Annotated in this window: 17 protein-coding genes and 1 pseudogene; 10 read left to right on the top strand and 8 right to left on the bottom strand. The window is 66.4% G+C overall.

Features of this window, described 5'->3' with window-relative positions:
* Positions 1 to 3 precede the first annotated feature (3 nt).
* Positions 4 to 1,134, bottom strand: coding sequence for an MBL fold metallo-hydrolase (locus M0765_RS28065; protein WP_258507778.1), 1,131 nt, complete (start codon positions 1,132 to 1,134; stop codon positions 4 to 6).
* Between the two features lie 199 nt (positions 1,135 to 1,333).
* Between M0765_RS28065 and M0765_RS28060 the strand changes: the two genes are divergently transcribed.
* Complete coding sequence (locus M0765_RS28060; protein ID WP_258507776.1) at positions 1,334 to 2,926, top strand: hypothetical protein; 1,593 nt, start codon at positions 1,334 to 1,336, stop codon at positions 2,924 to 2,926.
* A gap of 65 nt (positions 2,927 to 2,991) precedes the next feature.
* Complete coding sequence (locus M0765_RS28055) at positions 2,992 to 3,528, top strand: isochorismatase family protein (protein WP_258507774.1); 537 nt, start codon at positions 2,992 to 2,994, stop codon at positions 3,526 to 3,528.
* A gap of 10 nt (positions 3,529 to 3,538) precedes the next feature.
* On the opposite strand, the gene M0765_RS28050 is transcribed toward M0765_RS28055, so the two are convergent.
* The gene (locus tag M0765_RS28050) at positions 3,539 to 4,276 is read right to left on the bottom strand and encodes a metallophosphoesterase family protein (protein ID WP_258507773.1); all 738 of its coding nucleotides are present in this window, start codon (positions 4,274 to 4,276) and stop codon (positions 3,539 to 3,541) included.
* Positions 4,277 to 4,608: 332 nt separating this feature from the next.
* The gene (locus M0765_RS28045; RefSeq protein ID WP_258507771.1) at positions 4,609 to 6,282 is read right to left on the bottom strand and encodes a CorA family divalent cation transporter; all 1,674 of its coding nucleotides are present in this window, start codon (positions 6,280 to 6,282) and stop codon (positions 4,609 to 4,611) included.
* 123 nt (positions 6,283 to 6,405) lie between these two features.
* Between M0765_RS28045 and M0765_RS28040 the strand changes: the two genes are divergently transcribed.
* The 8 genes from M0765_RS28040 to M0765_RS28005 all read left to right on the top strand — a co-directional run bounded on the left by M0765_RS28040 (position 6,406) and on the right by M0765_RS28005 (position 13,243).
* Positions 6,406 to 7,077 (top strand): amino acid ABC transporter permease, encoded by a 672-nt coding sequence (locus M0765_RS28040; protein WP_126749056.1) that lies wholly within the window; start codon positions 6,406 to 6,408, stop codon positions 7,075 to 7,077.
* 27 nt (positions 7,078 to 7,104) lie between these two features.
* Positions 7,105 to 7,758: an amino acid ABC transporter permease gene (locus M0765_RS28035; protein ID WP_258507770.1), complete on the top strand. Its 654-nt coding sequence runs from the start codon at positions 7,105 to 7,107 to the stop codon at positions 7,756 to 7,758.
* Positions 7,759 to 7,814: 56 nt separating this feature from the next.
* Positions 7,815 to 8,612, top strand: a complete 798-nt coding sequence (locus M0765_RS28030; RefSeq protein WP_258507766.1) for a transporter substrate-binding domain-containing protein — start codon at positions 7,815 to 7,817, stop codon at positions 8,610 to 8,612.
* A gap of 35 nt (positions 8,613 to 8,647) precedes the next feature.
* Entirely contained in the window at positions 8,648 to 9,403 is a 756-nt protein-coding gene (locus tag M0765_RS28025; protein ID WP_274708825.1) for an amino acid ABC transporter ATP-binding protein, read from the top strand.
* Complete coding sequence (locus tag M0765_RS28020) at positions 9,403 to 10,146, top strand: sugar phosphate isomerase/epimerase family protein (protein WP_258507765.1); 744 nt, start codon at positions 9,403 to 9,405, stop codon at positions 10,144 to 10,146. The genes M0765_RS28025 and M0765_RS28020 overlap by 1 nt, the downstream gene beginning before the upstream one ends.
* A gap of 6 nt (positions 10,147 to 10,152) precedes the next feature.
* The gene (locus M0765_RS28015) at positions 10,153 to 11,106 is read left to right on the top strand and encodes a sugar kinase (protein ID WP_258507764.1); all 954 of its coding nucleotides are present in this window, start codon (positions 10,153 to 10,155) and stop codon (positions 11,104 to 11,106) included.
* Positions 11,107 to 11,108: 2 nt separating this feature from the next.
* Positions 11,109 to 12,092 (top strand): 2-hydroxyacid dehydrogenase, encoded by a 984-nt coding sequence (locus M0765_RS28010; protein WP_258507763.1) that lies wholly within the window; start codon positions 11,109 to 11,111, stop codon positions 12,090 to 12,092.
* A gap of 122 nt (positions 12,093 to 12,214) precedes the next feature.
* Positions 12,215 to 13,243, top strand: a complete 1,029-nt coding sequence (locus M0765_RS28005) for a LacI family DNA-binding transcriptional regulator (RefSeq protein ID WP_258507762.1) — start codon at positions 12,215 to 12,217, stop codon at positions 13,241 to 13,243.
* A gap of 313 nt (positions 13,244 to 13,556) precedes the next feature.
* Here the strand turns inward: M0765_RS28005 and M0765_RS28000 are convergent, their stop codons facing one another.
* The 5 genes and pseudogenes from M0765_RS28000 to M0765_RS27980 form a co-directional block, all read right to left on the bottom strand.
* Complete coding sequence (locus M0765_RS28000; RefSeq protein ID WP_258507761.1) at positions 13,557 to 14,015, bottom strand: RidA family protein; 459 nt, start codon at positions 14,013 to 14,015, stop codon at positions 13,557 to 13,559.
* Between the two features lie 77 nt (positions 14,016 to 14,092).
* Positions 14,093 to 15,028, bottom strand: coding sequence for a transglutaminase family protein (locus M0765_RS27995; protein ID WP_258507760.1), 936 nt, complete (start codon positions 15,026 to 15,028; stop codon positions 14,093 to 14,095).
* A 19-nt stretch (positions 15,029 to 15,047) separates the two neighbouring features.
* Positions 15,048 to 15,854 (bottom strand): annotated as a pseudogene (locus M0765_RS27990) (basic amino acid ABC transporter substrate-binding protein); the annotation flags it as partial.
* Between the two features lie 29 nt (positions 15,855 to 15,883).
* Positions 15,884 to 18,637 (bottom strand): circularly permuted type 2 ATP-grasp protein, encoded by a 2,754-nt coding sequence (locus tag M0765_RS27985; protein WP_258507759.1) that lies wholly within the window; start codon positions 18,635 to 18,637, stop codon positions 15,884 to 15,886.
* Between the two features lie 83 nt (positions 18,638 to 18,720).
* On the bottom strand, positions 18,721 to 22,251 hold the full coding sequence (locus tag M0765_RS27980; protein ID WP_258507756.1) for a transglutaminase family protein: 3,531 nt from the start codon (positions 22,249 to 22,251) through the stop codon (positions 18,721 to 18,723).
* Between the last annotated feature and the right edge of the window lie 83 nt (positions 22,252 to 22,334).

Genomic DNA, 22,334 nt, shown 5'->3' with positions numbered 1-22,334 from the left:
GCCTTACTTCAGACCTTCCCACCAGCGCACGTTGGTGCGGGCCTTGCCCACCGTGAGCACTTCGCCGATCACCGGCGTCGCGAGCTCGATCTTCCTGGCCTGCGACAGGTTGGCGATGCGGTCCAGCGGATCGTGCCACGTGTGAAAGGCAAGATCGAACGTGGTGTTGTGCACCGAATAGAGCACCTTGCCGCGCAGGTCTTCGAAGGCTTGCACGCTCTGCTCGGGCGTCATGTGCACTGCGGGCCAGTAGGCGTCGTAGGCGCCGTTTTCCATCAGTGCCAGGTCGAAGCCGCCGAAGCGCTCGCCGATCTGCTTGAAGCCCGGAAAGTAGCCGGAGTCGCCGCTGTAGAAGATGCGCTGGTCGCCGCTTTGCACTACCCATGAGGCCCACAGCGTGCGGTCCCTGTCGGTCAGCGTGCGGCCCGAGAAGTGCTGCGCGGGCGTGGCGGTGAGCTTCACGCCGTTGTGTTCGCCGCCTTGCCACCAGTCGAGCTCCGTCACACGGTCGGCCGGCACACCCATGCCCAGCAGGCGCGCGCGCACGCCCAGCGGCACGAAGTAGCGCTGCACACGCTGCGCAAGATATTCAATGGTCGCCACGTCGAGGTGGTCGTAGTGGTCGTGCGAAAGAATCAGCCCTTCGATGGGCGGCAACTGCTCGAGCGTGAGAGGCGGCTTGTGGAAGCGCTTGGGCCCGGCGAAGCTGAACGGCGATGCCCGTTCGCTGAACACGGGGTCGATCAACCAATATTTGCCCTGCAGCTTGAGCAGGTGCGACGAATGCCCGAGCCGCACCACGTGGTTGGCCTTGGGGTCGAGCGCATCCAGGTCGGCGGTGCTCAGCATCTGCACGGGAATGGGATCGACCGGCACGGTGTCGACCTTGCTCCCCACGATGAAGCGCGACCAGATTCGCCAAGCGCTGGCGGAAGGCAGGACTTCCGGGTTCGGCAGGTTCTGGAAGCCGCAGCCCTTGAACTGCGGCGATGCGTCGTACCGTGCCTCGCACCCGCTGCTGCTCACGCAGCCGGCGACCAATGCGCAGCTTGCGGCGAAGAGCGAGGTGCCGTAGCTGCGAAAGCGGCTCAAGAGGTGCTTCGGAGAGAACACGGGGCGGGCAGCGTCAGTCATGGATGCGGATGTTCGGGTGTTTGCGGCGCGAGCTTAGCCGCGGCTTCGTTGCCAATGGTTTCAACGGCAGAAACATTCGGCGCAAAGGGGCATTGCCGTGCCGGTTGTCGTATGCCGTGCGTTCTATGGCCGGCAGCGGCGGCGCGCGGCACACTGAAAAGCGCCGAACCTCGCGGCCGTTGAAAAGGCGACACACACCATGAGCAGCAACCGCTATCCCATCATCTATGTGCGCGGCTACGCCATGACGGAGGCCGAACGCGACGACACGGCGGCCGACCCCTTCTGCGGCTTCAATGTGGGCTCGACCGTGTACCGCGCTACCGTCAAGAAGGACGCACCGGCGCAGAAGTTCGTCTTCGAATCTCCGGTGGTGCGGCTCCTGGCGGACTTTCAATACCAGAGCGTCTACCAGAACGGCCTGGACATCCTGGACAACGACTGGAAGCCTTCGCCCGACGAAACCGGTAAGGACGTGGACGGCATTCCGGCCGCATCCGTCGTGATCTATCGCTACTACGACAGCGGCTCCGAACTGCTCGGCGACGGCAAGTCGCGCGACGTGAAGATCTATGCGCAGGGCCTGAGCAAGCTGATCCTGCGCGTGCGCGACCTGGTCGCGCTGCGCGAGGGCGCCGCTTTCTCGCCGGCGGACTTTCGCTGCTACCTGGTGGCGCATTCGATGGGCGGGCTGGTCGTGCGGGCCTTTCTGCAGAACCCCACGCTCGGCGATGCGGCGGCGCGCGCCTGTGTCGACAAGGTGTTCACTTATGCCACGCCGCACAACGGCATCGACCTGGGCGGCGTCAACGTGCCGGGCTGGCTCACGGCAAACGAGATGAACACCTTCAACCGCGAGAAGATGTCGGAGTTTCTCGACACGGCGCCGGTCGACGGCCGCATGGACTTCCTGCCCGCGGCGGCCTTTCCGGCAGAGCGCTTCTTCTGCATGGTGGGCTCCAACCGCGGCGACTACGAAGCGGCCAAGGGCCTGTCGCGCATGTTCGCGGGCCACGGCAGCGACGGGCTGGTGCGCATCGAGAACGCCTCGCTCTGGTCCATCGACGAGGCAAAGCGCAGCAAGCCCGTGGCCACCGCCTACGCCTTTCGGTCGCACTCAGGCTACTTCGGCATCGTCAATTCCGAGGAGGCGTACCAGAACCTGGTGCGCTTTCTGTTCGGCGACGTGCGCGTCGATCTCTGGTTCGACGTCGACGGTGTGACCCTGCCGCCCGACCTGCCCAAGGACGCTGATGTCGATGCGCTCTACCAAATCGAGCTGCTCGCCGCCCCGCGCGGCAAGCGCTGGTACCTGAGCCGGCGCGTGGCCGAAGAAGATTCGCCCGCCTGCCGCACGCACAAGGAACTCACCGACCCGGGCAAGCCCGAGCGCCGGTCGATCTATCTGTCGACCGTGTTCCTGGCCAACAAGGCGCGCGTGAAGCAGGACCGGCCGACGCTGGCCTACGCCATGACGCTCGGCGTGCGCGTGCCCGACTACCAGGTCAACAAGAAGTTCTGGCTCGACGGGCACTACGAGGGTAGTTCGCTGTTCCGCGACACGCTGGTCATCGAGCTTTCCCCGCCCCAGGCGGACGACCCCGCGCAGAACTGGAACATCAAATACGGCTGGCAGACCGACACCGCGGGCAAGGCCTCGCTGCCGATGAGTTCGACGCAACTGGCCAATGGCAAGCAGCAGTGCATCGTGCCGCTTTCGAGCCTGGGCGCGGCAGCGGCGGCACCGGGCATCAGCGGCAAGGTGCGGCTCGAGGTGAGCGCCTGGAATTAAGGTGGAACCCAGGCGGGCTCCGGCGTCATACTCGGGCGGTTCAAGGCTCTGCTTTTCCATCCATCATGAAAACCGCCGTTCTCATCATCGACATGCAGCGTGGCCTCTATGACGATCTGCCGCGCCCTTACGAAGCCGGCGAGGTCGCGCAGCGGGTCAATGCCCTGACCGAGCGTGCCCGCGCCGCAGGAGTGCCGGTGGCCTTCATCCAGCACGAGAACGCCATCGATCTGGAATTCGATTCCGAACGCTGGCAACTTGCCGAGACGTTGCACGTGGATGCGAGCGATACGAAGATCCGCAAGACCGCCTCCGACGCGTTCCTGCGCACGCCGCTCGAAGCGTGGCTGACCGGCCATGCGGTGCAGCGCGTGGTGATCTGCGGCTATTCATCGGAGTTCTGCGTAGACAGCACCGTGCGGCGTGCCGCCGCGCTGGGCTACGAGGTGGTGCTTGCGGCTGATGCGCACACCTCCCATGACAAGCCGCACGCCACGGGCGCCTTCATTCGCGCGCACCACAACGTCACGCTGTCGGACATCACGAGCTTTGATGTGCCGATCCGGGCGGTGGCTAGCGCGCAGATCGCGTTCGGCGACTGACGCCAGGACGCTAGGGCATGCGTCCGGTGGCAAGGGCATGGGCCCAGTCCGGCCGGCCGTTCTTCAGCGCCAGTGCCGCCATCGCCGTGTGGTCGTAAGGCACCGCGATCAACCGGGAGGCCCAGCCGCTTTCGTGCCGCTCCACGATGGCATAGCGCGCGTTCGGCGAGCCGGTTTCCACGGCGTGCGGATATGGGTGAATGTCGTCGTAAGCAGGCAAGCCCACGCTGCCCGGATTGACGATCAACTGCCCACCGGATGCACGCGCCACACGCGGCACATGTGTATGCCCGCAGGCAACAAGCTGCGCATCGACCTGGCCGAGGCGCGCATCGATTTCCGCCTGCGTGGCAGCGCGGAACACCGTGGGCTCCACGGTCTCCAGAAAGTATTCGAGGTCGCTCGCGGGCGTGCCGTGGCAGAGCAGGACTTCCGGACTGAAGCGCAGGCTGTGCCCGAGTGACGCAATCCACTCGAACTCCTTGGTGCTGAGCCGGGCATGGGCAAACGCATCAGACGGGCCGCGCTTGTCCGCGGGCGTTGTGAGCAGCTGGCGTTCATGGTTGCCCGCGAGATGGACCCAGTCCTGGGCCATCAGGAAGCGTGCGGTCTCCACCGGCATCAGCGGACCGGAGAGGCTGTCGCCCAGGTTGACGATGGCATCTGCGCCGCGGCGGGCAATGTCTTCGACCACGGCTTCGAGTGCGGGGAGGTTTCCGTGGATGTCGGAGACTAGGGCTATGCGCATTTGATAGGGCTTTTTTCGGGGCGGGGAGATCTTAGTTCTGAGGTGTGGTTTTGGGTTTTTTCTGGGCGTGTGCAAAGGCCACCGGGTACTCCCCTCCGCGAATGTCCCCCGGCTTCGCCTCCTCCTTTATTTCGCTGCGTGGAGCACCCGATGCCCTGTGCACCGGGGCACGCTGCTGGTGTTCCGCCGATCAACGACTGCTCTGGATCACGCGCCCGCTGGCGGGGTGCCTTGCGCAGCGAAATAAAGGAGGAGGCCGCAGGCCGGGGACATTCGCGGAGTAAGGTACCCCGTCGGCGGGGGCGCCGCCCTGAACAACGCACACGTGAAGATCAATCAGCCCCAGACCGCCAAACCCGCGCCAGCGCACTGAGTTTCCCGCGAAACCCCAGCCGATCGTTGGACAGCGCATCGATGAAGTCCGACAGGCGCTGAGACTTCACCATCGTGTAGATCGTGAGCCAGGTCGTGAAGACGAACACCACGCCGAACCAGATCGCCTTGCGCCACAGCGGTGCGTCGGCCTCGGCCAGCAGGTTCATGCCCAAAAAGCCCGTTGTCACGGTGCCAATCAGGCCGAACAGCGTGACCACCGTGAGCCGCACCACCGTGCTCGCCTGCCGGCGCAGGCTGTCGGCATCGAGATACGTGTTCATGTCGGCGATGCGCGACTTGACCTCGTCGTAGAGCGGATCGAGCCCGAGGTGCGTGGTGCACATGTGAGAGAGCGCGCGTACCTGCGCCTGCTCCGAAATTTCGTGGAACCAGTAGCGATGCGTGAAGCGCAGAAAGCGCTCGAAGCTCGAACGGATGGCGCGCTTGAACTGCTTCACGCTCGGCGTGCTGCGAATGTCTAGCCGCTTGAGCGCCTCCACCAGCTGGTCCGAGAACATCAGGAGCGATGCCTTCTGGAAGTGCGCGATCAGAAACAGCAGGAAGTGCTGGTGCCTGAACTGCGCGAGCACGCCGCGGTCGCGGCAGCAGAAGAACTCCGAGCGGGCATCGCCCACCACGATCAGCGCATGGCCGTTGCAGAGATAGCGAGTGTTCGGCGCCGCGCCGGCATCGACCCAGAAGCGGTCGTAGCAGTACTTGTGTTCGAAGTCTGCAAGGTGCTGCTCCGCATAGGGCAGGTGGGCATCCCGCGCCGCATCGGCCTCGGCGGCGCCGGTGACCAGGCCAAGCCGGATGAAATCGTTGCGCGAGAGGCGCTTCGGGTCATCGAGCGAAAGGTATGCCATTACTGGCATGCGGTAGTACTCGATCTGCCGGTAGCGCAGCACGCCCGGGTCGTCGGAATGGTCGCTCACCAGCGGCTGCATCAGGTAGGCCCAGTGGGCCGAAATGCGCGGCGCGCGATGCTCGGCCACGTGCGAGAGAAATGCGTCGCGCTGCTGCGCATCCGATCGTGCGAGCACGCTGCCGTCGGCGGCCAGCCACTCGACGCTGGCCATGCAATGCAGCGCGTTGCCGTCGGCACTCCAGCCGGCAGGGTAGGCGCGGCCGAAGCGGTAGAGCAGGTCTTGCGCCTGCGCAAGGCTCAGGTTGTCCGCGCCGACTTCCAGGTTGAGCAGCACCACGTCGATGTCGAAGAAAAAGTACAGGTCGCAATGCACCACGTCGAGCGTGATGGGCGCGTCGCCGGCCTGCGGCACCATCCGCACGGCCGCAACGTCGCGCCGCCTAAAGATGCGCATCGGCGAGTCGCCGTCGTTGCCGCCTTCTTCGCCGCTCTTGCCCTTGGAGCGGCCCTCGCCGTACAGGAAGCGCTGCACATACGGCAGGAAGCTCACGAACTCGTTGTAGTGCCGCTCGTGAAAGCGGCTGCTGTCGCCGGTGTATTCGTCGATCTCCTCGCGCCAGGGCGATGCATCGCCCATCTCGCGCAGCAGGTGCCACGGACCGTGGTGCGCCGGCTTGGCATCGGGCGCCGGCATCAGCCGCAAGGGCCAGAGCAGGGCTTGCCTGAAATGCTGCACGGCGGGCGCTGTGGGTGTATTGGACATCGCTCCAGTGTAGGCAGGAGGTGCCTACCTAGGGGAATCCCTAAGCCGTTCTGAAACCGGTTTCATATAAGCTGCAAGCATTGCTTTCGAGGCATGCGCACGGCAACGCCCGTGCTCGCAACCATGAACTACCAGTTTCAATTCGACGCCGTCTTCGCTGCCTGGCCGCTGCTGCTCAAGGGCACCTGGATCACGATTCAGCTTTCGCTTTCCGCCACGCTGATCGGCTTGGTGGTCGCCATCTTCTGCGCCTGGGGCAAGACCTCGGGGCCGGGCTGGCTGCGCTTTGTCATCAACGCGTACATCGAGGTCATCCGCAACACGCCTTTCCTGGTGCAGCTGTTCTTTTTCTTCTTCGCGCTGCCGGCCATCGGCCTGCGCTGGTCGCCGCAAACGGCCGCGCTGGTGGCCATGGTGGTGAACCTCGGCGCGTATGCGACCGAAATCATCCGCGCGGGAATCGAGTCGATTCCCAAGGGGCAGATCGAGGCGGGCAGGGCGCTCAACCTCAAGCCCTGGGAGATCTTCCGCTTCGTGATCATCAAGCCCGCGCTCAAGGCCATCTACCCGGCGCTCACGAGCCAGTTCATCCTGCTGATGCTGAGCTCGGCCGTGGTGTCGGTCATCTCGGCCGACGACCTGACCTCGGTGGCCGCCAACCTGCAGTCGCAGACCTTCCGCAGCTTCGAGATCTACATCGTGGTGGCTGCCATCTACCTCGCGCTGGCACTGGCCTTCTCGGCCATGTTCAAGCTGATCTACAAGCGCACGCTCAACTATCCGGACCGCCGGTAATTCGCTGCGGACGGAGCAAGACCCATCATGCGTACCTTCGGTTTTCCCGAATTCCTGTTCATCCTCGAAGCGGCCAAGTGGACGCTGGCGCTCTCGGCCATTGCATTCGTCGGCGGCGCAATCCTCGGTTTGATCATTGCGCTCATGCGCACGTCCGAATCGGCGTGGGCACGCGGCGTATCGACCACCTTCATCCAGATCTTCCAGGGCACGCCGCTGCTGCTGCAGCTGTTTCTGGTGTTCTTCGGCGCGCCGGTGCTGGGGCTGGACATCAACCCGTGGGTTGCCGCGGGCGTGGCGCTCATCCTCAACAGCGCGGCCTTCCTCGGCGAGATCTGGCGCGGCTGCATCGAGGCGGTTCCGCGGGGCCAGTGGGAAGCCGCCGAGGCGTTGAGCCTCAAGTACAGCGCGCGCATGCGCGACGTGGTGCTGCCGCAGGCTTTCAAGATTGCGCTGGCGCCAACGGTTGGCTATCTCGTGCAGATCATCAAGGGCACCTCGCTCGCAGCCATCATCGGCTTCGTGGAGGTAACGCGCGCCGGGCAAATTGTCAACAACGCCACCTTCCAGCCGCTCATCGTGTTCTCGGTGGTGGCCGCCATCTACTTTGCGATCTGCTGGCCGCTTTCATTGCTGGCCGGGCGCATGGAGCGCAAGCGCGCACAGGCGCTCGCACGCTGATCATTTTTTTTTCTCTCTTCTCGTCGCTTCCTTCTTATTTTCAGGAGACACATCCAATGACCCGTACCACCACCCGCCGCATTGCGCTGGCAGCCCTTGGCCTTGGCGCCGCGCTCACCATGTTCGCACCCTTTGCATCGGCCCAATCCGTGGCCGACATCAAGAAGAAGGGCGAGATCACCATCGGCATGCTGGTCGACTTTCCGCCCTATGGCACCACCAACGCGCAGAACCAGCCCGACGGCTACGATGCCGACGTGGCCAAGCTGCTCGCGAAGGAGTGGGGCGTCAAGGCCAACATCGTGCCGGTGACCGGCCCCAACCGCATTCCGTTCCTGCTGACCAACAAGGTCGACGTGCTGGTCGCTTCGCTGGCCATCACGCCCGAGCGTGCCAAGCAGGTGCAGTTTTCGCAGCCCTATGCAGCCGCCACCATCGTGCTGTACGGCGCCACCAAGACGCCCATCAAGGCTGCAGCCGACCTGAAGGGCCTGCGCGTGGGCGTGGCCCGCGCCTCGACGCAAGACGTGGCCGTGACCAAGGCCGCGCCCGAAGGCACCGAAATCCGCCGCTTCGACGACGATGCCTCGGCCATGCAGGCGCTGATCTCGGGCCAGGTCGATGCCATCGGCTGCTCGGTGACCGTGGCCGCGCAAATTGCCAAGCGCGTGCCCGCCGGGAGCTACGAAAACAAGTTCACGCTGGTGCAGCAATCGATGGGCATTGCCATGCGTCCGGGCCAGGAAGAGCTGCACAAGGCGGTCAACGAATTCGTTGCCAAGAACATCGCCAATGGCGAGCTCAACAAGCTCTACCAGAAGTGGCTGCAGGCCGACCTGCCGAAGATGCAGTGAACCGCAAGGGCTGAAGAAGAAAAAGGAATCCTGGCATGACGACGGAATCGATCATCCGCATGGAAGCGGTCAACAAGTGGTACGGTGAATTCCAGGTGTTGACCGGCATCGACCTGTCGGTGCGCCAGGGCGAGCGCATCGTGATCTGCGGGCCTTCAGGCTCGGGCAAGTCCACGCTCATCCGCTGCATCAACCGGCTCGAAACGGTGCAGAAGGGCCGCATCGTGGTCGACGGCATCGACCTGACGGCCGGCGGCAAGAACGTGGATGCGGTGCGTGCCGAAGTGGGCATGGTGTTTCAGCAGTTCAACCTGTTTCCGCACCTCACCATTCTGGAAAACTGCACGCTCGCGCCCATGCGCTCTCGCGGCATGACCAAGGCGCAGGCGGAAGAGGTGGCCATGAAGTACCTCACGCGCGTGCGCATTCCGGAGCAGGCCAACAAGTACCCGAGCCAGCTCTCCGGCGGGCAGCAGCAGCGCGTGGCCATTGCGCGCGCGCTGTGCATGACGCCCAAGATCATGCTGTTCGACGAGCCCACCTCGGCGCTCGACCCCGAGATGGTCAAGGAAGTGCTCGACACCATGATCGGCCTGGCCGAAGACGGCATGACCATGCTGTGCGTCACGCACGAAATGGGCTTTGCCCGCAGCGTGGCCGACCGGGTGATCTTCATGGCCGAGGGCAAGATCGTCGAGCAGGCGCCGCCGCAGGAATTCTTCAGCAATCCGCAGAACGAGAAAACGCGCCAGTTCCTCGGCCAGATCCTGAGCTCGCACCAGGCCCACTGATGTCTTTTCAGGTACTCATTTCTCTGTCGTCCTTCGGTGCGGCCGAGGTGGGCCGGCATGGCCAGCTCTGGTGCTCGCAACTGGCGCTCGAGGCCGGGGCCGATTCGGTCGAGGTGCGCGGCGAGATGCTGCGCAACCCCGAGGCGGAACTGCCCTCGCTCGCGGGGCTGGCCTCCGTGTATTCCAGCCCAGAAGGGCTCTGGGCCGAAGGCGGCTGGCTCGACAGCGCAGCCTTGGCGCGCGGCATTGCGGCCGCAACCAGGCTGGGCGTCAGGCGGCTCAAGATGTCGATCGGCGACTTTCGCCCGTCGTCGCACGGGTCGCTGTGGGGCCTGAAGGTGCAGCTCGCGGAAACCCGTGTCGAACTGCTGATCGAAAACGACCAGACCGTGCGCGCCGGCACGCTGCCCGCGCTGCAGGCTTTCTTCGACGCGGCCGACAAGGCCGGCGTCGAACTCGGCATGACCTTCGACATGGGCAACTGGCACTGGCTGGGCGAATGCCCGCTGCAGGCCGCCCAGGCGCTGGCGCATCGCGTTCGCTACGTGCATTGCAAGGGCGCGCAGCGCCTCGCGCACAAGTGGGTGGCGGTGCCGCTGGGCGACTCGGCCGCGCCATGGCGCGCGGTGCTGCGCGCGCTGCCGGCCGACGTGCCGCATGCCATCGAATACCCTCTGGTGGGGGACGACCTGATGGCCGTCGCACGCACGCAAATCGATTTCATCCGCTCCGCGCGAGCCTAGAAATACATGACTGAACCGACCGCTTTCGACGTTGCCCTGTTCGGCGAAGCCATGCTGCTGCTCGTGGCCGACCGGCCCGGCCCACTGGAAAACGCAGAGGCGTTTCACAAGCGCACCGCCGGCGCCGAAACCAACGTGGCCATCGGCCTTTCGCGTCTCGGCCTCAAGGTGGGCTGGGCCAGCCGGTTGGGCACGGACTCGATGGGGCGCTATCTGATTGCAACGATGAAGGCCGAGGACATCGACTGCTCGCACGTGATCTGCGACCCCGCGCAGCGCACCGGCTTCCAGTTCAAGGGCCGGGTCACCGACGGCAGCGATCCGCCGGTCGAATACCACCGCAAGGGCTCGGCCGCGAGCCACATGGGCCCTGCCGATGTCGATGAAGCCTGGCTGCGTTCGGCGCGCCACCTGCACGCCACGGGCGTGTTCCCGGCCATTTCCGACACCAGCCTGCAGGCCGCCCTCAAGACGATGGACGTGATGCGCGCGGCCGGCCGCACCATCTCGTTCGACACCAACCTGCGGCCTACGCTGTGGCCGTCGACCGACACCATGCGCCACTGGATCAACGAGCTGGCCTCGCGTGCCGACTGGGTGCTGCCGGGCATCGAAGAGGGCCTGCTGCTCACCGGCCACACCCAGCCTGAAGACGTGGCCAGCTTCTATCGTGAGCGCGGTGCGAAGCTGGTGGTGGTCAAACTCGGTTCCGAAGGCGCGTACTACGACAGCGACGTGGCGGGCACCGGACGCATCGAAGGCTTTCCGGTGAAGGAAGTGGTCGACACCGTGGGCGCGGGCGACGGCTTTGCGGCCGGCGTGGTGAGCGCATTGCTCGAAGGCAAGAGCGTGCCCGAGGCCGTGCGCCGCGGTGCCTGGATTGGCGCACGCGCGGTGCAGGTGCTGGGCGATACCGAAGGCTTGCCAACGCGCGCCGAACTCGAAGAAGCAGGACTCTGACAATGACCGACAAGAAGAACGTGCTTGTCTTCAGGGCGCTGCCCGAAGACCAACTCGCGCGCCTGCAGGCCGCACACCATGTGTCCGTTGCCGATCCGCGCAAGGAGCCGGAGGCCTTTGGCGCCGCGCTCGGCACCGCGAACGGGCTGATCGGTTCGAGCTACAACATCGACGCCGCACTGCTCGATGCGGCGCCCCAGCTCAAGGTGATCTCGAGCGTGTCGGTCGGCGTCGACAACTATCCGCTGGCGGAGCTGCACAAGCGCGGCATCGTGCTGTGCCACACGCCCGACGTGCTGACCGAGACGGTGGCCGACTCGGTGTTCTCCATCCTGATGGCCACGCAGCGCCGCGTCGTCGAGCTCTCGAACCTCGTGCGCGAAGGGCGCTGGACCAAGAACATCGGCGAAGAGTTCTTCGGCACCGATGTGCACGGCAAGACGCTCGGCATTCTCGGCTTTGGCCGCATCGGCCAGGCCGTGGCCCGGCGCGCGGCATTGGGTTTCGGCATGCCGGTGCTCTACCACTCGCGCCGGCCCGTCGACCTGGCCGCGCAGGCGCCCGAGCTGCAGGGCCGCGCAACCCATACACCGCTTGACGACCTGCTCTCGCGGTCGGACATCGTGCTGGCGATGCTGCCGCTCACCGACGCGACGCGCGGCATGATCGATGCCGGCTTCTTCGCGCGCATGAAGCCGGGGGCGTCTTTCATCAATGGCGGCCGTGGCGCTACGGTGAACGAAACCGCATTGCTGCACGCGCTCGACCACGGCACGTTGCGCGCCGCGGGCCTGGACGTGTTCGCGAAAGAGCCGCTGCCGGCCGATTCGCCGCTGCGCACGCATTCGCGCGTGACGCCGCTGCCGCACATCGGTTCGGCGACGCATGAGACGCGGCATGCGATGGCTGAGCTGGCAACGACCAATCTTCTGCAGGTCTTGGCCGGCGAGAAACCGACCGCGCCGTACGACACGGCGGGCGCATGAAGCCCTCGAGGATTTTCTCCCTCCCCGCTGGGGAGGGCAGGGGTGGGGGCAAGCGGCGAATCCATTTCGCGCTCTGCCTGCCCCCATCCCAACCTTCCCCCAAAGGGGGAAGGAGCAAATCCATGAATCCGAGCGGGCGCGCCACCATTGCCGACGTCGCCGAAGCCGCAGGCGTCTCCAAAGCCACCGTCTCGCGCTTTCTCAACCACCGCGAGCGCCTCTTGAGCCGCGACATCGCGGCGCGCGTCGAGGCAGCCATCGCCAAGCTGGCCTACACGCCCAGCCCCATGGCACAGGCGCTGAGCCACGGTCGCTCGCGCCTCATCGGCCTGATCGTGGCGGACATCACCAACCCGTATTCGGTAGCCGTGCTGCGCGGTGCCGAGAAGGCCTGCCAGGACGCGGGCTACCTGGTGATGCTGTTCAACCTGGGCAACGAGAGCGAACGCGAACGCGAGGCCATCGATGCGCTTGCGGGCTACCAGGTCGACGGCTTCATTCTCAACACGCTGGGGCGCGGCAGCAACGTGGTCGATGCGGTCACGCTGCACGGCAAGCCCGCGGTGCTGGTCGACCGCCGGCATGCCGGCATGCACACCGATTTCGTCTCGCTCGACAACCATTCGGCGATGCGCGACACCTGCGGCCATCTGGTCGAAGGCGGTTATCGCGAACTGCTCTACGTGACCGAGCCGCAAAAGGGCGTGAGCTCGCGGCGCGAACGCACCGCCGCCTTCCGTGCCTGCGTGGCCGCGCACGAGCCGCGCGTGGCGGGCGAGGTGTTCGAAAGCGTCGAGGGAGAAAGCGATGCGCTGGACGAAGCCTTGCGCGCCTTGCATCGGCGCGCAAAGCGCGGACGCCGTGCGGCGGTGGTCGCGGGAAATGCGGTGGTCACGCTGCGTGTCGCACAGGCCATGGCGCGCCTGAGCTGGCACTTCGGGCAGGAGTTGGGCTTCGTCGGCTTCGACGATCCCGAATGGGCCTCGCTGATCGGCCCCGGCCTGAGCACCGTGGCACAGCCCACCGATGCTATCGGCCGCTGTGCCGCTACCTGCCTGATCGAGCGGCTGCAGGGGCTGGATGCGGCGCCGCGCCAGCTGCTGCTGCCGGGGCAACTGGTGGTGCGGGGCTCGTCTCAGCCGACGGCATAGCGGTGGCCGGATCCGCAACGCGAACGAGGCGGACGAGTTCGACCCGCTCGGCAATCCAGCGCTGGAAATTCCGCTCGGCCTGCAGCTTGAACTCGTTGCGCGTGTGATTGCAGATGGCGTGCGCAAGGCGCCGGTGCTTCTGCTTGCGAACGCCGCCGAGCGTCGAGTCGTTCAGGTGCTCGATGGTGGCCGAATCAGGCGTGCTGCGAGGCTCCGCAAAATCCATGGGCAGGCCGCACCAGTGGCAGTTGTTCCCGAAGGACGAGCGCAGGGCCTGCACGCTCATGGCTGTCGCAGCCTCTGCGGGAGCCGGTCAGCCGACTTCGGCGACCAGGTCGATCTCGACGCAGGCGCCCAGCGGCACTTGTGCCACGCCGAACGCGCTGCGCGCATGCGAGCCCTTCTCGGCGCCGAACACTTCGGCAAACAGCTCGCTCGCGCCGTTGGTCACCAGGTGCTGCTCCGTGAATGTGCCGACGGAGTTGACCAGGCTCATCACCTTGACGATGCGCGTGATCTTGTTCAGGTCGCCCACGGCCGCATGCAGCGTGCCCAGCAGGTCGATGGCAATGGCGCGCGCGGCCTGCTTGCCTTCTTCGGTGCTGACGTTGGCGCCGAGCTGGCCGGTCCAGACCTTGCCGTCCTTCTTGGCGATATGGCCCGAAAGAAAAACGAGGTTGCCGGTGCGCACGAAGGGCACATAGGCCGCGGCGGGGGCGGCGACCGGGGGCAGGGTGATGCCGAGGCTGGAAAGCTTGTCGTAAACGCTCATTGGAGATCCTTGTCCGAGGGTTGCGATTGAATCTGCGATTGTGTCTGTGATTGCGTCTGTGTTTGCGTCTGTGTTTGTCACTGCGCCGCTTCCGCAGCCTGCGTGCGCAGCTCTTCAATGGGTTGCACCGTCACGCCCACCTTGAGCGTGTGGCGCGCACCGCCATGCAGCACGCCGCGCATGGGCGACACGTCGGAATAGTCGCGGCCGATGGCAAGCGCGACGTAGTCTTCGCCCGGCTGCCGGCCGTTGGTGGGATCGAACTCGGCCCAGCCGCCGGCGCTTTCGGGGCCGTCGCCTTCGCCGGGCAGGTACACCGACACCCAGGCGTGCGAGGCATCGGCGCCCACCAGCCGCGGCTGGCCCGGTGGTGGCTGCGTGAGCAGGTAGCCGCTCACGTAGCGCGCGGGCAGGCCCATCATGCGAAAGCAGGCAATCATGATGTGGGCGAAGTCCTGGCACACGCCCTTGCGCTGGGCGAGCGCCTCGACCGCGGGCGTGCTGATCTCGGTGCTGTCGGCCTCGTAGGCAAAGTCGCGGTACATGCGCTCGGTGAGGTCCATCGCCACGTCGAAAGTCGGCCGTTCAGGCGCGAAGCTTGCGCGCGCGTAGGCCGCGAAGTCGTCGTGGCGGGGCACGTAGGGCGACGGAAAAACGAACTCCGAAGCCGCATCGAAGGTGGCGTCCTTGCGGTAGCGGAAACGCTCGCGAACGGCCTCCCAGGGCAGGTCGCGCGCCACGGCCGGAGAAAGCACGGGCTCGGAGGTTTCGACCACGCTTTCGGCGGTGACCACGAGGCTGTCGTGCGTGGCTTCGAGCGCAAAGAACGCGCGGGTGTTGCCGTACACGTCGGGCAGCTCGTTGCGCTGCGCGGGCTGGGGTTCTATGGCGAGCTTGTGGCTCACCAGCCGCTGCGAAGAGGTGGCCAGCGGCTTCAGGTGGGCCAGGTGCTGCGCCGTTTCGACCGGGGGCGAATACTCGTAGCGGGTTTCGTGCGTGACGTGAAGAAGCATGGGGTTCCTGCTGGGGCAGCTTCGGCGCGCCGCCGAAATGCGCCGCGTAGATCTTGTCGTAGCTGCCGTCGGCCTTGATGTCGTCGAGGCCCTTGTTGATCCTGGCCAGGAGTTCCGCATTGCCTTTCTTGACCGCAATGCCGTATTGCTCGACCGGAAAGGCGGCATCGCTCACCGTCTTGAAGCCGCCGCCGGGGTTGTTGGCAAGGTAGTGCTCCACCACGCCGTTGTCGGCCACCACGGCTTGTACACCGCCGGCTTCGAGCTCCTTGAGCGCGAGCGGCGTGGACTCGAAGCGCTTGATGTTGCCGCTCGACTTGCCCTGCAGCTTGCCCACCACTTCGTCGCCCGTGGTGCCGTTCTGCACGCCGACCTTCATGGCCTTGATGTCTTCGAAACTAGTCACCTGTGCATCGCGCCTGACCGCGATGAGTTGCCTGGCTTCGAAGTAGGGCTTCGAAAAGTCCATGGTCTGGCGGCGCTCGCCGGTGATGGTGATGGCCGACACCAGCAGGTCGCGGTCGCCTTGGTCGAGCGCGTTGAAGATGCCTTCCCACGGCGTGTTGACGAACTTCACTTCGAAGCCGACCTTGGCCGCGATCGCCTTGACCACCTCGATGTCGAATCCGACGATCTCGCCTTTTTCGTTCTGCGACTCGAAGGGGGTGTAGGCGGCATCGGTGCCGACCACCAGCACCCGGGCCGCCGCGGGCGGAGGCGTGGCCGTAGCGGCGGTGGTGGGCTCCTGCTTGCCGCAGCCGGCCAGCGCAAGCGCCGCAAAGGCGGCAAGGGCGGCAGTGAACGCGATGCGGCGGTTGGCAAGCATGTTGCGGCCTCCTTCAAAAAAGAGCGTGTTCAGGCGCCGACCGAACGCAGCGATTCCGACGTGAGCGTGAAATAGCGCGTGCCGATGGCGTCGGACACATGGTAGGCCGCCGTCTCGCAGCTGGCGAGAAGCTGGACCAGTGCGGGGTAGTCGGCATCGGCGCCGGTGGCGCACAGATGCTCGAGCGTCCAGGTTGCGGGGTCGGGCAGTTCGTAAGACAGCGCGGTGAGCTTGCCGGGCGCACTGCCCGCAAGGCGCGCAATGCGCCCGCGCAGCGTTTGCGTGACCCACGCAAGCGAGCGCGGGTTCTCGGCATCGAGCACCAGCAGGTCGACCAGCGTGGCCACGTCGCGCCGCTGCTGGTAGCGCGCGTGGAAGGTGATGGTGCTGTCGAACAGCGCCACCATGGCCTCGAAGCCGCTCACCTCGTGCACGGCATCGTTCTCGAAGCCGGCCTCCAGTGCGTTCGACAAAAAGCCCAGCCGCTCGATGTGGCGGCCGATCGACAGCAGGCGCCATGCGTCGTCGCGCGTCATGCGGTCGGTCTGTGCGCCGGTCATGGCGGCCAATGCGGTGCTTGCGGATTCGAGCGCGCGCAGCGCTGCACCGGTGGCAAAGCTGCCTTCGCCGGCCTGCTCGGCGGCACGCCGCAGAAACTCGGCTTCGGTGCGCACGATCTGGTTCCAGTTGTCCTGCGAGAGTCGTTCGCGCACCGCGGCGGCGGCCTGCCGGATGCAGCGCAGGCTGAAGCCGACGCTGCCGCCGCGCTCCACGTCGCCGAGCTCGGCAATCAGTGCGCGCTCGAACACCCGGCGCGATTGCGGCGCGCTGGGCACGCCCGCCGGCACCAGCGCATTGCGCAAGGCCATCCGATGCAGCCATTCGAGCAGCGGGCGCGACGACTGGTCTTCGCTGCCCAGCAGGTTGAGCGTGAGGCGCGCGAGCCGCACCGCGTTTTCCGCCCGCTCGGTGTAGCGGCCGAGCCAGAACATGTTCTCGGCCGCGCGGCTGGTAACCGGCGCCCGGTGCCGCGCGAGCGAAGCCGGCGTGGCATGCGGCTGCAGCAGCGTGGTGCGGTCGACTTCGCCGTGCGTTTGCACCCATACGTCGGCACTGCTGCCGCCGCGCTGCATGGAGGCGATTTGCGCATCGCGGCCGGCAAGCCGCGCCAGCCCGCCGGGCAGCACGCGCCACGACTGCGCGCCGTCGCTCACCGCGAAGACGCGCAGCAGCACCGCGCGCGGCGCAATGTGGCCCGGCCCCAGGTCATTGGCCCAGGTGGGCATCTGCGACAGTGGCAGGTAGCTCTGGATGGTGTGGGCTTCGCCGTCGCGCACGATGCGGCCGGCCCATTCGTCGAGCTGGCGCCGGCTCAGTTCGCTGCCGAGCACCGCGTCGAAGCTGGTCTGCCCGTCGAACCCGGGGTAGGTCGGCTTGATGGCGCATTCGCCCAGCTGCGGCAGCACCGCCTCGAGCGCGGCACGCTCGCCGCACCACCAGGTTGGCAGCGCGGGCAGCTTGAGCTTTTCGCCGATGAGGCGACGCGCGAGGCCTGGCAAGAAGCCCAGCAGCGCGGGGGATTCGAGAAACGCCGAACCCGGCATGTTGGCCACCAGCACGTTGCCGGCCCGAATGGCCTGCAGCAAGCCCGGTACGCCGAGCGTGGAATCCGGCCGCAGTTCGAGCGGATCGAGGAACTGGTCGTCCAGCCGCTTGATGAGTCCGTGCACCGGGCGCAGGCCCTGCAGTGTCTTGAGGTAGAGCCGCTGGTCGCGCACCGTGAGGTCACTGCCCTCGACCAGCGTCACGCCGAGATAGCGCGCAAGGTATGCGTGCTCGAAGTAGGTTTCGTTGTAGGGGCCCGGCGTGAGCAGCGCAATGTGCGGCGGCACGCCGGCCGGGCACATGCGCTGCAGGCCGTCCATCATGGCGCTGTAGGTGGCGGCCAGGCGCTGCACATGCAGCGCCTCGAAGGCTTGAGGAAACTGGCGCGTGATGGCGAGGCGGTTCTCGAGCAGATAGCCCAGGCCCGAAGGCGCCTGCGTGCGCTGCGACACCACCCACCAGTTGCCATCGGGTCCACGGGCGAGGTCGAAAGCCGCAATGTGCAGCCAGGTGTCGCCCGGCGGCTTCACGCCGTGCAGCGCGCGCAGGTAACCGGGGTGCCCGCGCACCAGCGCCGGCGGCAGAAGGCCTTCGCTCAGCAGTTGCTGCGGGCCGTAGACATCGGCCATGACGCGGTCGAGCACGCGCACGCGTTGCAGCACGCCGGTTTCGATCTGGTTCCAGCTTTCGGGCGAGACGATCAGCGGGAAGAGGTCGAGCGACCACGGGCGCTGCGGCCCGTTGGCGTCGGCGTAGACGTTGTAGGTAACGCCGTTGTCGCGGATCTGCCGCTCCAGGTTGACCGCCCGCCGCGGTAGGTCGCCGAACCCGCCCGGGCCGAGCTGCTCGAAGAATGCGTTCCAGGCCGGCGTGAGGGGCGGCTTCTCGTTGGAGGGCTGCGGCTGCTGGAGAACCTGGGTCTGTGTCTGCGTCTGGGATTGGGCCTGCGACGGGTTCTGCAGAGGCGCGGAGCGCTCGGCCGCCGCGTCGTAGAGCGCCGGCGGCGCGGCCACGGCCGGCGCTGCGCCGGTGACCTGGCGCGGCGGCACTGCGGGCGTGGCTTCTCCGCGCAGTTCGTCGAAGTGGCCGGGCAGGGCGGCCGGGGCGAGCGCCGACGCCAGGGCGGCTGGAAATTCCAGCGCCTGGGCGTCGAACAGGGATTCGTTCAAAGGTTCCACAGGGGATGGATTGTCACATTGCCGTCACCGGGTGAGGTGGCGGGCGATGTGCTAAATGTCCCCTTGCGTCCCTTTAAGGCCTTTCACCGCCGCAAATCGAGGGTGAACGGGAATTCGCGGCTGCCCGCGAGCTCGATGGTGGCCGGCGGCGTGCGCATCAGGCCGGGCGTATGGCCCATGCGCGCAAAGCGCGACATGCGGCGGCTTTCCGCCTCATAGGCGTTCACAGGCAGGGTGTCGTAGTTGCGTCCGCCCGGGTGGGCGACGTAGTACTGGCAGCCGCCCAGCGAGCGCTTCATCCAGGTGTCGACAATGTCGAAGGTGAGCGGCGCATGCGCGCCAATGCTCGGATGCAGCGCCGAGGGCGGGTTCCAGGCCTTGTAGCGCACGCCCGCGACGAACTCGCCCACGGTCCCGGTGGGCTGCAGCGGCAGCACCTTGCCGTTGACGGTGATCACGTGGCGGCTTTCGTTCAGGCCGGTGACGCGCACCTCGATGCGTTCGAGCGACGAATCGACATAGCGCACCGTGCCGCCGGCCGAGCCCTCTTCGCCCATCACGTGCCAGGGCTCCAGCGCGTTGCGCAGCGAAAGCTCCACGCCCATGGCCTGCACCTGGCCCACCAGCGGGAAGCGGAACTCGAAATGCGGCGCGAACCAGTCGATGTCGAACGCGAAACCGGCCTGGCGCATTTCGCTGATCACGTCGTCGAAGTCCATCTTGACGAAGGTCGGCAGCAGGAAGCGGTCGTGCAGCTCGGTGCCCCAGCGCGTGACGGGCGCCTTGTACGGATCGTCCCAGAAGCGCGCGACCAGGGCGCGGATCAGCAACTGCTGCGCAATGCTCATGCGCGCATGCGGCGGCATTTCAAACGCGCGCAGCTCGAGCAGGCCGAGCCGGCCGGTGCTCGAATCGGGCGAGTAGAGCTTGTCGATGCAGAACTCGCTGCGGTGCGTGTTGCCCGACACGTCGATCAGGATGTTGCGCAGCGTGCGGTCGACCAGCCACGCCGGCATGTTCTGGCCGTGGATCTCGCGGTTCCGCGCGATTTCCTTCAGGGCGATTTCAAGCTCGTAGACCTGGTCGTTGCGCGCTTCGTCCACTCGGGGCGCCTGGCTGGTCGGGCCGATGAACATGCCCGAGAACAGGTAGCTCAGCGAGGGATGGTTGTGCCAGTAGAGCAGCAGGCTGGCCAGCAGCTCGGGTCGGCGCAGGAAGGGGCTATCGGCCGGCGTGGCGCCGCCCATCACAAAGTGGTTGCCGCCGCCGGTGCCGGTGTGGCGGCCGTCGGTCATGAACTTCTCGGCCGACAGGCGGGTTTCGAAGGCGGCGTTGTAGAGAAACTCGGTGTGGTCGACCAGTTCCTTCCAGTTGTGGGCCGGGTGGATGTTGACCTCGATCACGCCCGGGTCCGGGGTGACGGCCAGCATTTTCAGGCGCGGATCGCGCGGCGGCGGATAGCCTTCCATCACGATGCGCATGCCGAGTTGCTCGGCCGTGGCTTCGACGGCCGCGACCAGGTCGAGATAGTCTTCCAGGCGCGCGAGCGGCGGCATGAAGACGTACAGCACGCCCGAGGCGCTGCCCTTTTTCTCGGCCGCCGGGCCGTTGGCGCGGCGCGGGTCGCGCACTTCGACGCACAGCGCGGTGCGCGTGACCCAGTGGGCCGATTCGCCGCGCAAGGGCTGGCGGGTGGCCGGGTTCGCGGAGCGGTCTGCGGTTTCGGCCGCCGCATCGCCCTTCGCCGCACCGCCGGTCGTGGTTGCGCTGGCGCCGGGCGACTGCATGCGCAAGGCGGCGGGCACCGCGGGCGGGGCACCGAAGTCGTAGGGCACGGCGCCAAGGTCGGCGCCCGTTGCACCGCCCGCAGGTACCGCGTAACGCGCGCGGTAGTCGGCTGAAGTAGGCAACGCGGCGCGCGGTGCGGTCGGGTCGCGCTCGACCAGGTAGGGATAGTCGCCCTTGCTGGCCCAGGGCTGCGAGTCGAGCGGCAGCCGGTAACCCATGGGCGAGTCGCCCGGAATCAGGTAAAGCCGGTCGTCGCGCAGGAACCAGGGGCCGGTTTTCCAGCCCGGGCCTGCGAGTGCGGGCGCATCGGCATCGGCGTTGCCGGGTTCGAGCGGCAGCATGTAGCCGATGACGGCGTCGAGCTTTTGCGTGAACACGCGGCGCAGGCGAACGCGCTCGAGCTCGTCGTCCAGCTTCGACTCGAAGGGGTCGACGTTCACCGGCAACCTGCGTTCGCGCCACAGGTAGTAGTAGACGTCTTCATAGCCGGGCTGGACGTAGCGCTCGGTAATGCCGAGCTTGTGCGCCAGCACGGTGGTGAAGCGGCGTGCGTCTTCGCTCGTGTAGTGCGTGGGCACGCGCTCGTCGGCAAAGAGCTCGGGGTTGTGCCAGAGCGTCTGGCCGTCGGCGCGCCAGAAGATCGACAGCGCCCAGCGCGGCAACTGCTCGCCGGGGTACCACTTGCCCTGGCCGAAGTGGAGAAAGCCGCCCTGACCGTATTCCGCGCGCAGCCTGTGGACGAGCTCGGTGGCATAGCCGCGCTTCGTGGGGCCGAGCGCATCGGTGTTCCATTCGGGCGCGTCGCGGTCGCTGGTGGCCACATAAGTGGGCTCGCCGCCCATGGTGAGCCGCACGTCGCCGGCCTTCAGGCGCGCATCGACCGCGTCGCCGAGCGCGAGCACTTCGGCCCATTGCTCTTCGGTATAGGGCTTGGTGACGCGCGGCGATTCGTAGATGCGCGTGACCTTCATCTCGTGGCCGAACTCGACCTCCGACTCGTCGACGCCGCCTTCGATGGGCGCCGCGCTCGAAGGCGTGGGCGTGCAGGCGAGCGGAATGTGGCCTTCGCCGGCCATGAGGCCCGAGGTGGCATCCAAGCCGACCCAGCCCGCGCCGGGCAGGAACACTTCGCACCAGGCGTGCAGGTCGGTGAAGTCGACCGTGGTGCCGCTCGGGCCGTCGAGCGCCTTCACGTCGGGGGTCAGCTGGATCAGGTAGCCCGAGACGAAACGCGCCGCCAGGCCGCAATGGCGCAGCAGCTGCACCAAGAGCCAGCCCGAGTCGCGGCACGAGCCGCTGCCGTTGGTGAGCGTTTCTTCCGGCGTCTGCACGCCGGGCTCCATGCGGATCAGGTAGTTGACGTCTTTCTGGACCTGCTGGTTCAGGCCGACCAGGAAGTCGATGGTGCGCTGTTCCTTGCGATCGATCTTGTCCAAGTAGGCGGAAACAAGCGGCGTGGCTTCTTCGGTGACCAGGTAGGGCGCGAGTTCCTCGGCCTGCGAAGCGGTGTACTTGAACGGAAAGTTCTCGGCCTGCGGCTCGAGGAAGAAGTCGAACGGGTTGTAGACCGCCATCTCGACCACCAGGTCGACCGTGACCTTGAACTCGCGCGTCTTTTCGGGAAACACGAGCCGCGCCTGGTAGTTGGCGAACGGGTCCTGCATCCAGTTGACGAAGTGCTCGGCCGGCTCGACCTTGAGCGAATACGAGATGACGTTGCTGCGGCAATGCGGCGCGGGACGCAACCGCACGACCTGCGGGCCCAACTGCACCAGGCGGTCGTATTTGTAGTGGGTGACGTGGTGGAGTGCGGCGTGAATGGACATGCGTTTTGTGTGCAGTACTGCGAGATTGCATCGAAAAGATGTCTCTTGTGAGACGCATACTAGCCCAGATACCAAGCAATTAA

This window comes from Variovorax sp. S12S4, from assembly GCF_023195515.1.
In the GTDB taxonomy this organism is placed as follows: Bacteria; Pseudomonadota; Gammaproteobacteria; order Burkholderiales; family Burkholderiaceae_C; genus Variovorax.
The sequence above is the reverse complement of the archived record's forward strand: the minus strand, read 5'-3'. Positions and strand labels throughout refer to the sequence as shown.

Coding starts and splice junctions, on each gene's coding strand:
- M0765_RS28065 (WP_258507778.1), bottom strand. CDS start 1,134: ATGACTGACGCTGCCCGCCCCGTGTTCTCTCCGAAGCACCTCTTGAGC.
- M0765_RS28060 (WP_258507776.1), top strand. CDS start 1,334: ATGAGCAGCAACCGCTATCCCATCATCTATGTGCGCGGCTACGCCATG.
- M0765_RS28055 (WP_258507774.1), top strand. CDS start 2,992: ATGAAAACCGCCGTTCTCATCATCGACATGCAGCGTGGCCTCTATGAC.
- M0765_RS28050 (WP_258507773.1), bottom strand. CDS start 4,276: ATGCGCATAGCCCTAGTCTCCGACATCCACGGAAACCTCCCCGCACTC.
- M0765_RS28045 (WP_258507771.1), bottom strand. CDS start 6,282: ATGTCCAATACACCCACAGCGCCCGCCGTGCAGCATTTCAGGCAAGCC.
- M0765_RS28040 (WP_126749056.1), top strand. CDS start 6,406: ATGAACTACCAGTTTCAATTCGACGCCGTCTTCGCTGCCTGGCCGCTG.
- M0765_RS28035 (WP_258507770.1), top strand. CDS start 7,105: ATGCGTACCTTCGGTTTTCCCGAATTCCTGTTCATCCTCGAAGCGGCC.
- M0765_RS28030 (WP_258507766.1), top strand. CDS start 7,815: ATGACCCGTACCACCACCCGCCGCATTGCGCTGGCAGCCCTTGGCCTT.
- M0765_RS28025 (WP_274708825.1), top strand. CDS start 8,648: ATGACGACGGAATCGATCATCCGCATGGAAGCGGTCAACAAGTGGTAC.
- M0765_RS28020 (WP_258507765.1), top strand. CDS start 9,403: ATGTCTTTTCAGGTACTCATTTCTCTGTCGTCCTTCGGTGCGGCCGAG.
- M0765_RS28015 (WP_258507764.1), top strand. CDS start 10,153: ATGACTGAACCGACCGCTTTCGACGTTGCCCTGTTCGGCGAAGCCATG.
- M0765_RS28010 (WP_258507763.1), top strand. CDS start 11,109: ATGACCGACAAGAAGAACGTGCTTGTCTTCAGGGCGCTGCCCGAAGAC.
- M0765_RS28005 (WP_258507762.1), top strand. CDS start 12,215: ATGAATCCGAGCGGGCGCGCCACCATTGCCGACGTCGCCGAAGCCGCA.
- M0765_RS28000 (WP_258507761.1), bottom strand. CDS start 14,015: ATGAGCGTTTACGACAAGCTTTCCAGCCTCGGCATCACCCTGCCCCCG.
- M0765_RS27995 (WP_258507760.1), bottom strand. CDS start 15,028: ATGCTTCTTCACGTCACGCACGAAACCCGCTACGAGTATTCGCCCCCG.
- M0765_RS27980 (WP_258507756.1), bottom strand. CDS start 22,251: ATGTCCATTCACGCCGCACTCCACCACGTCACCCACTACAAATACGAC.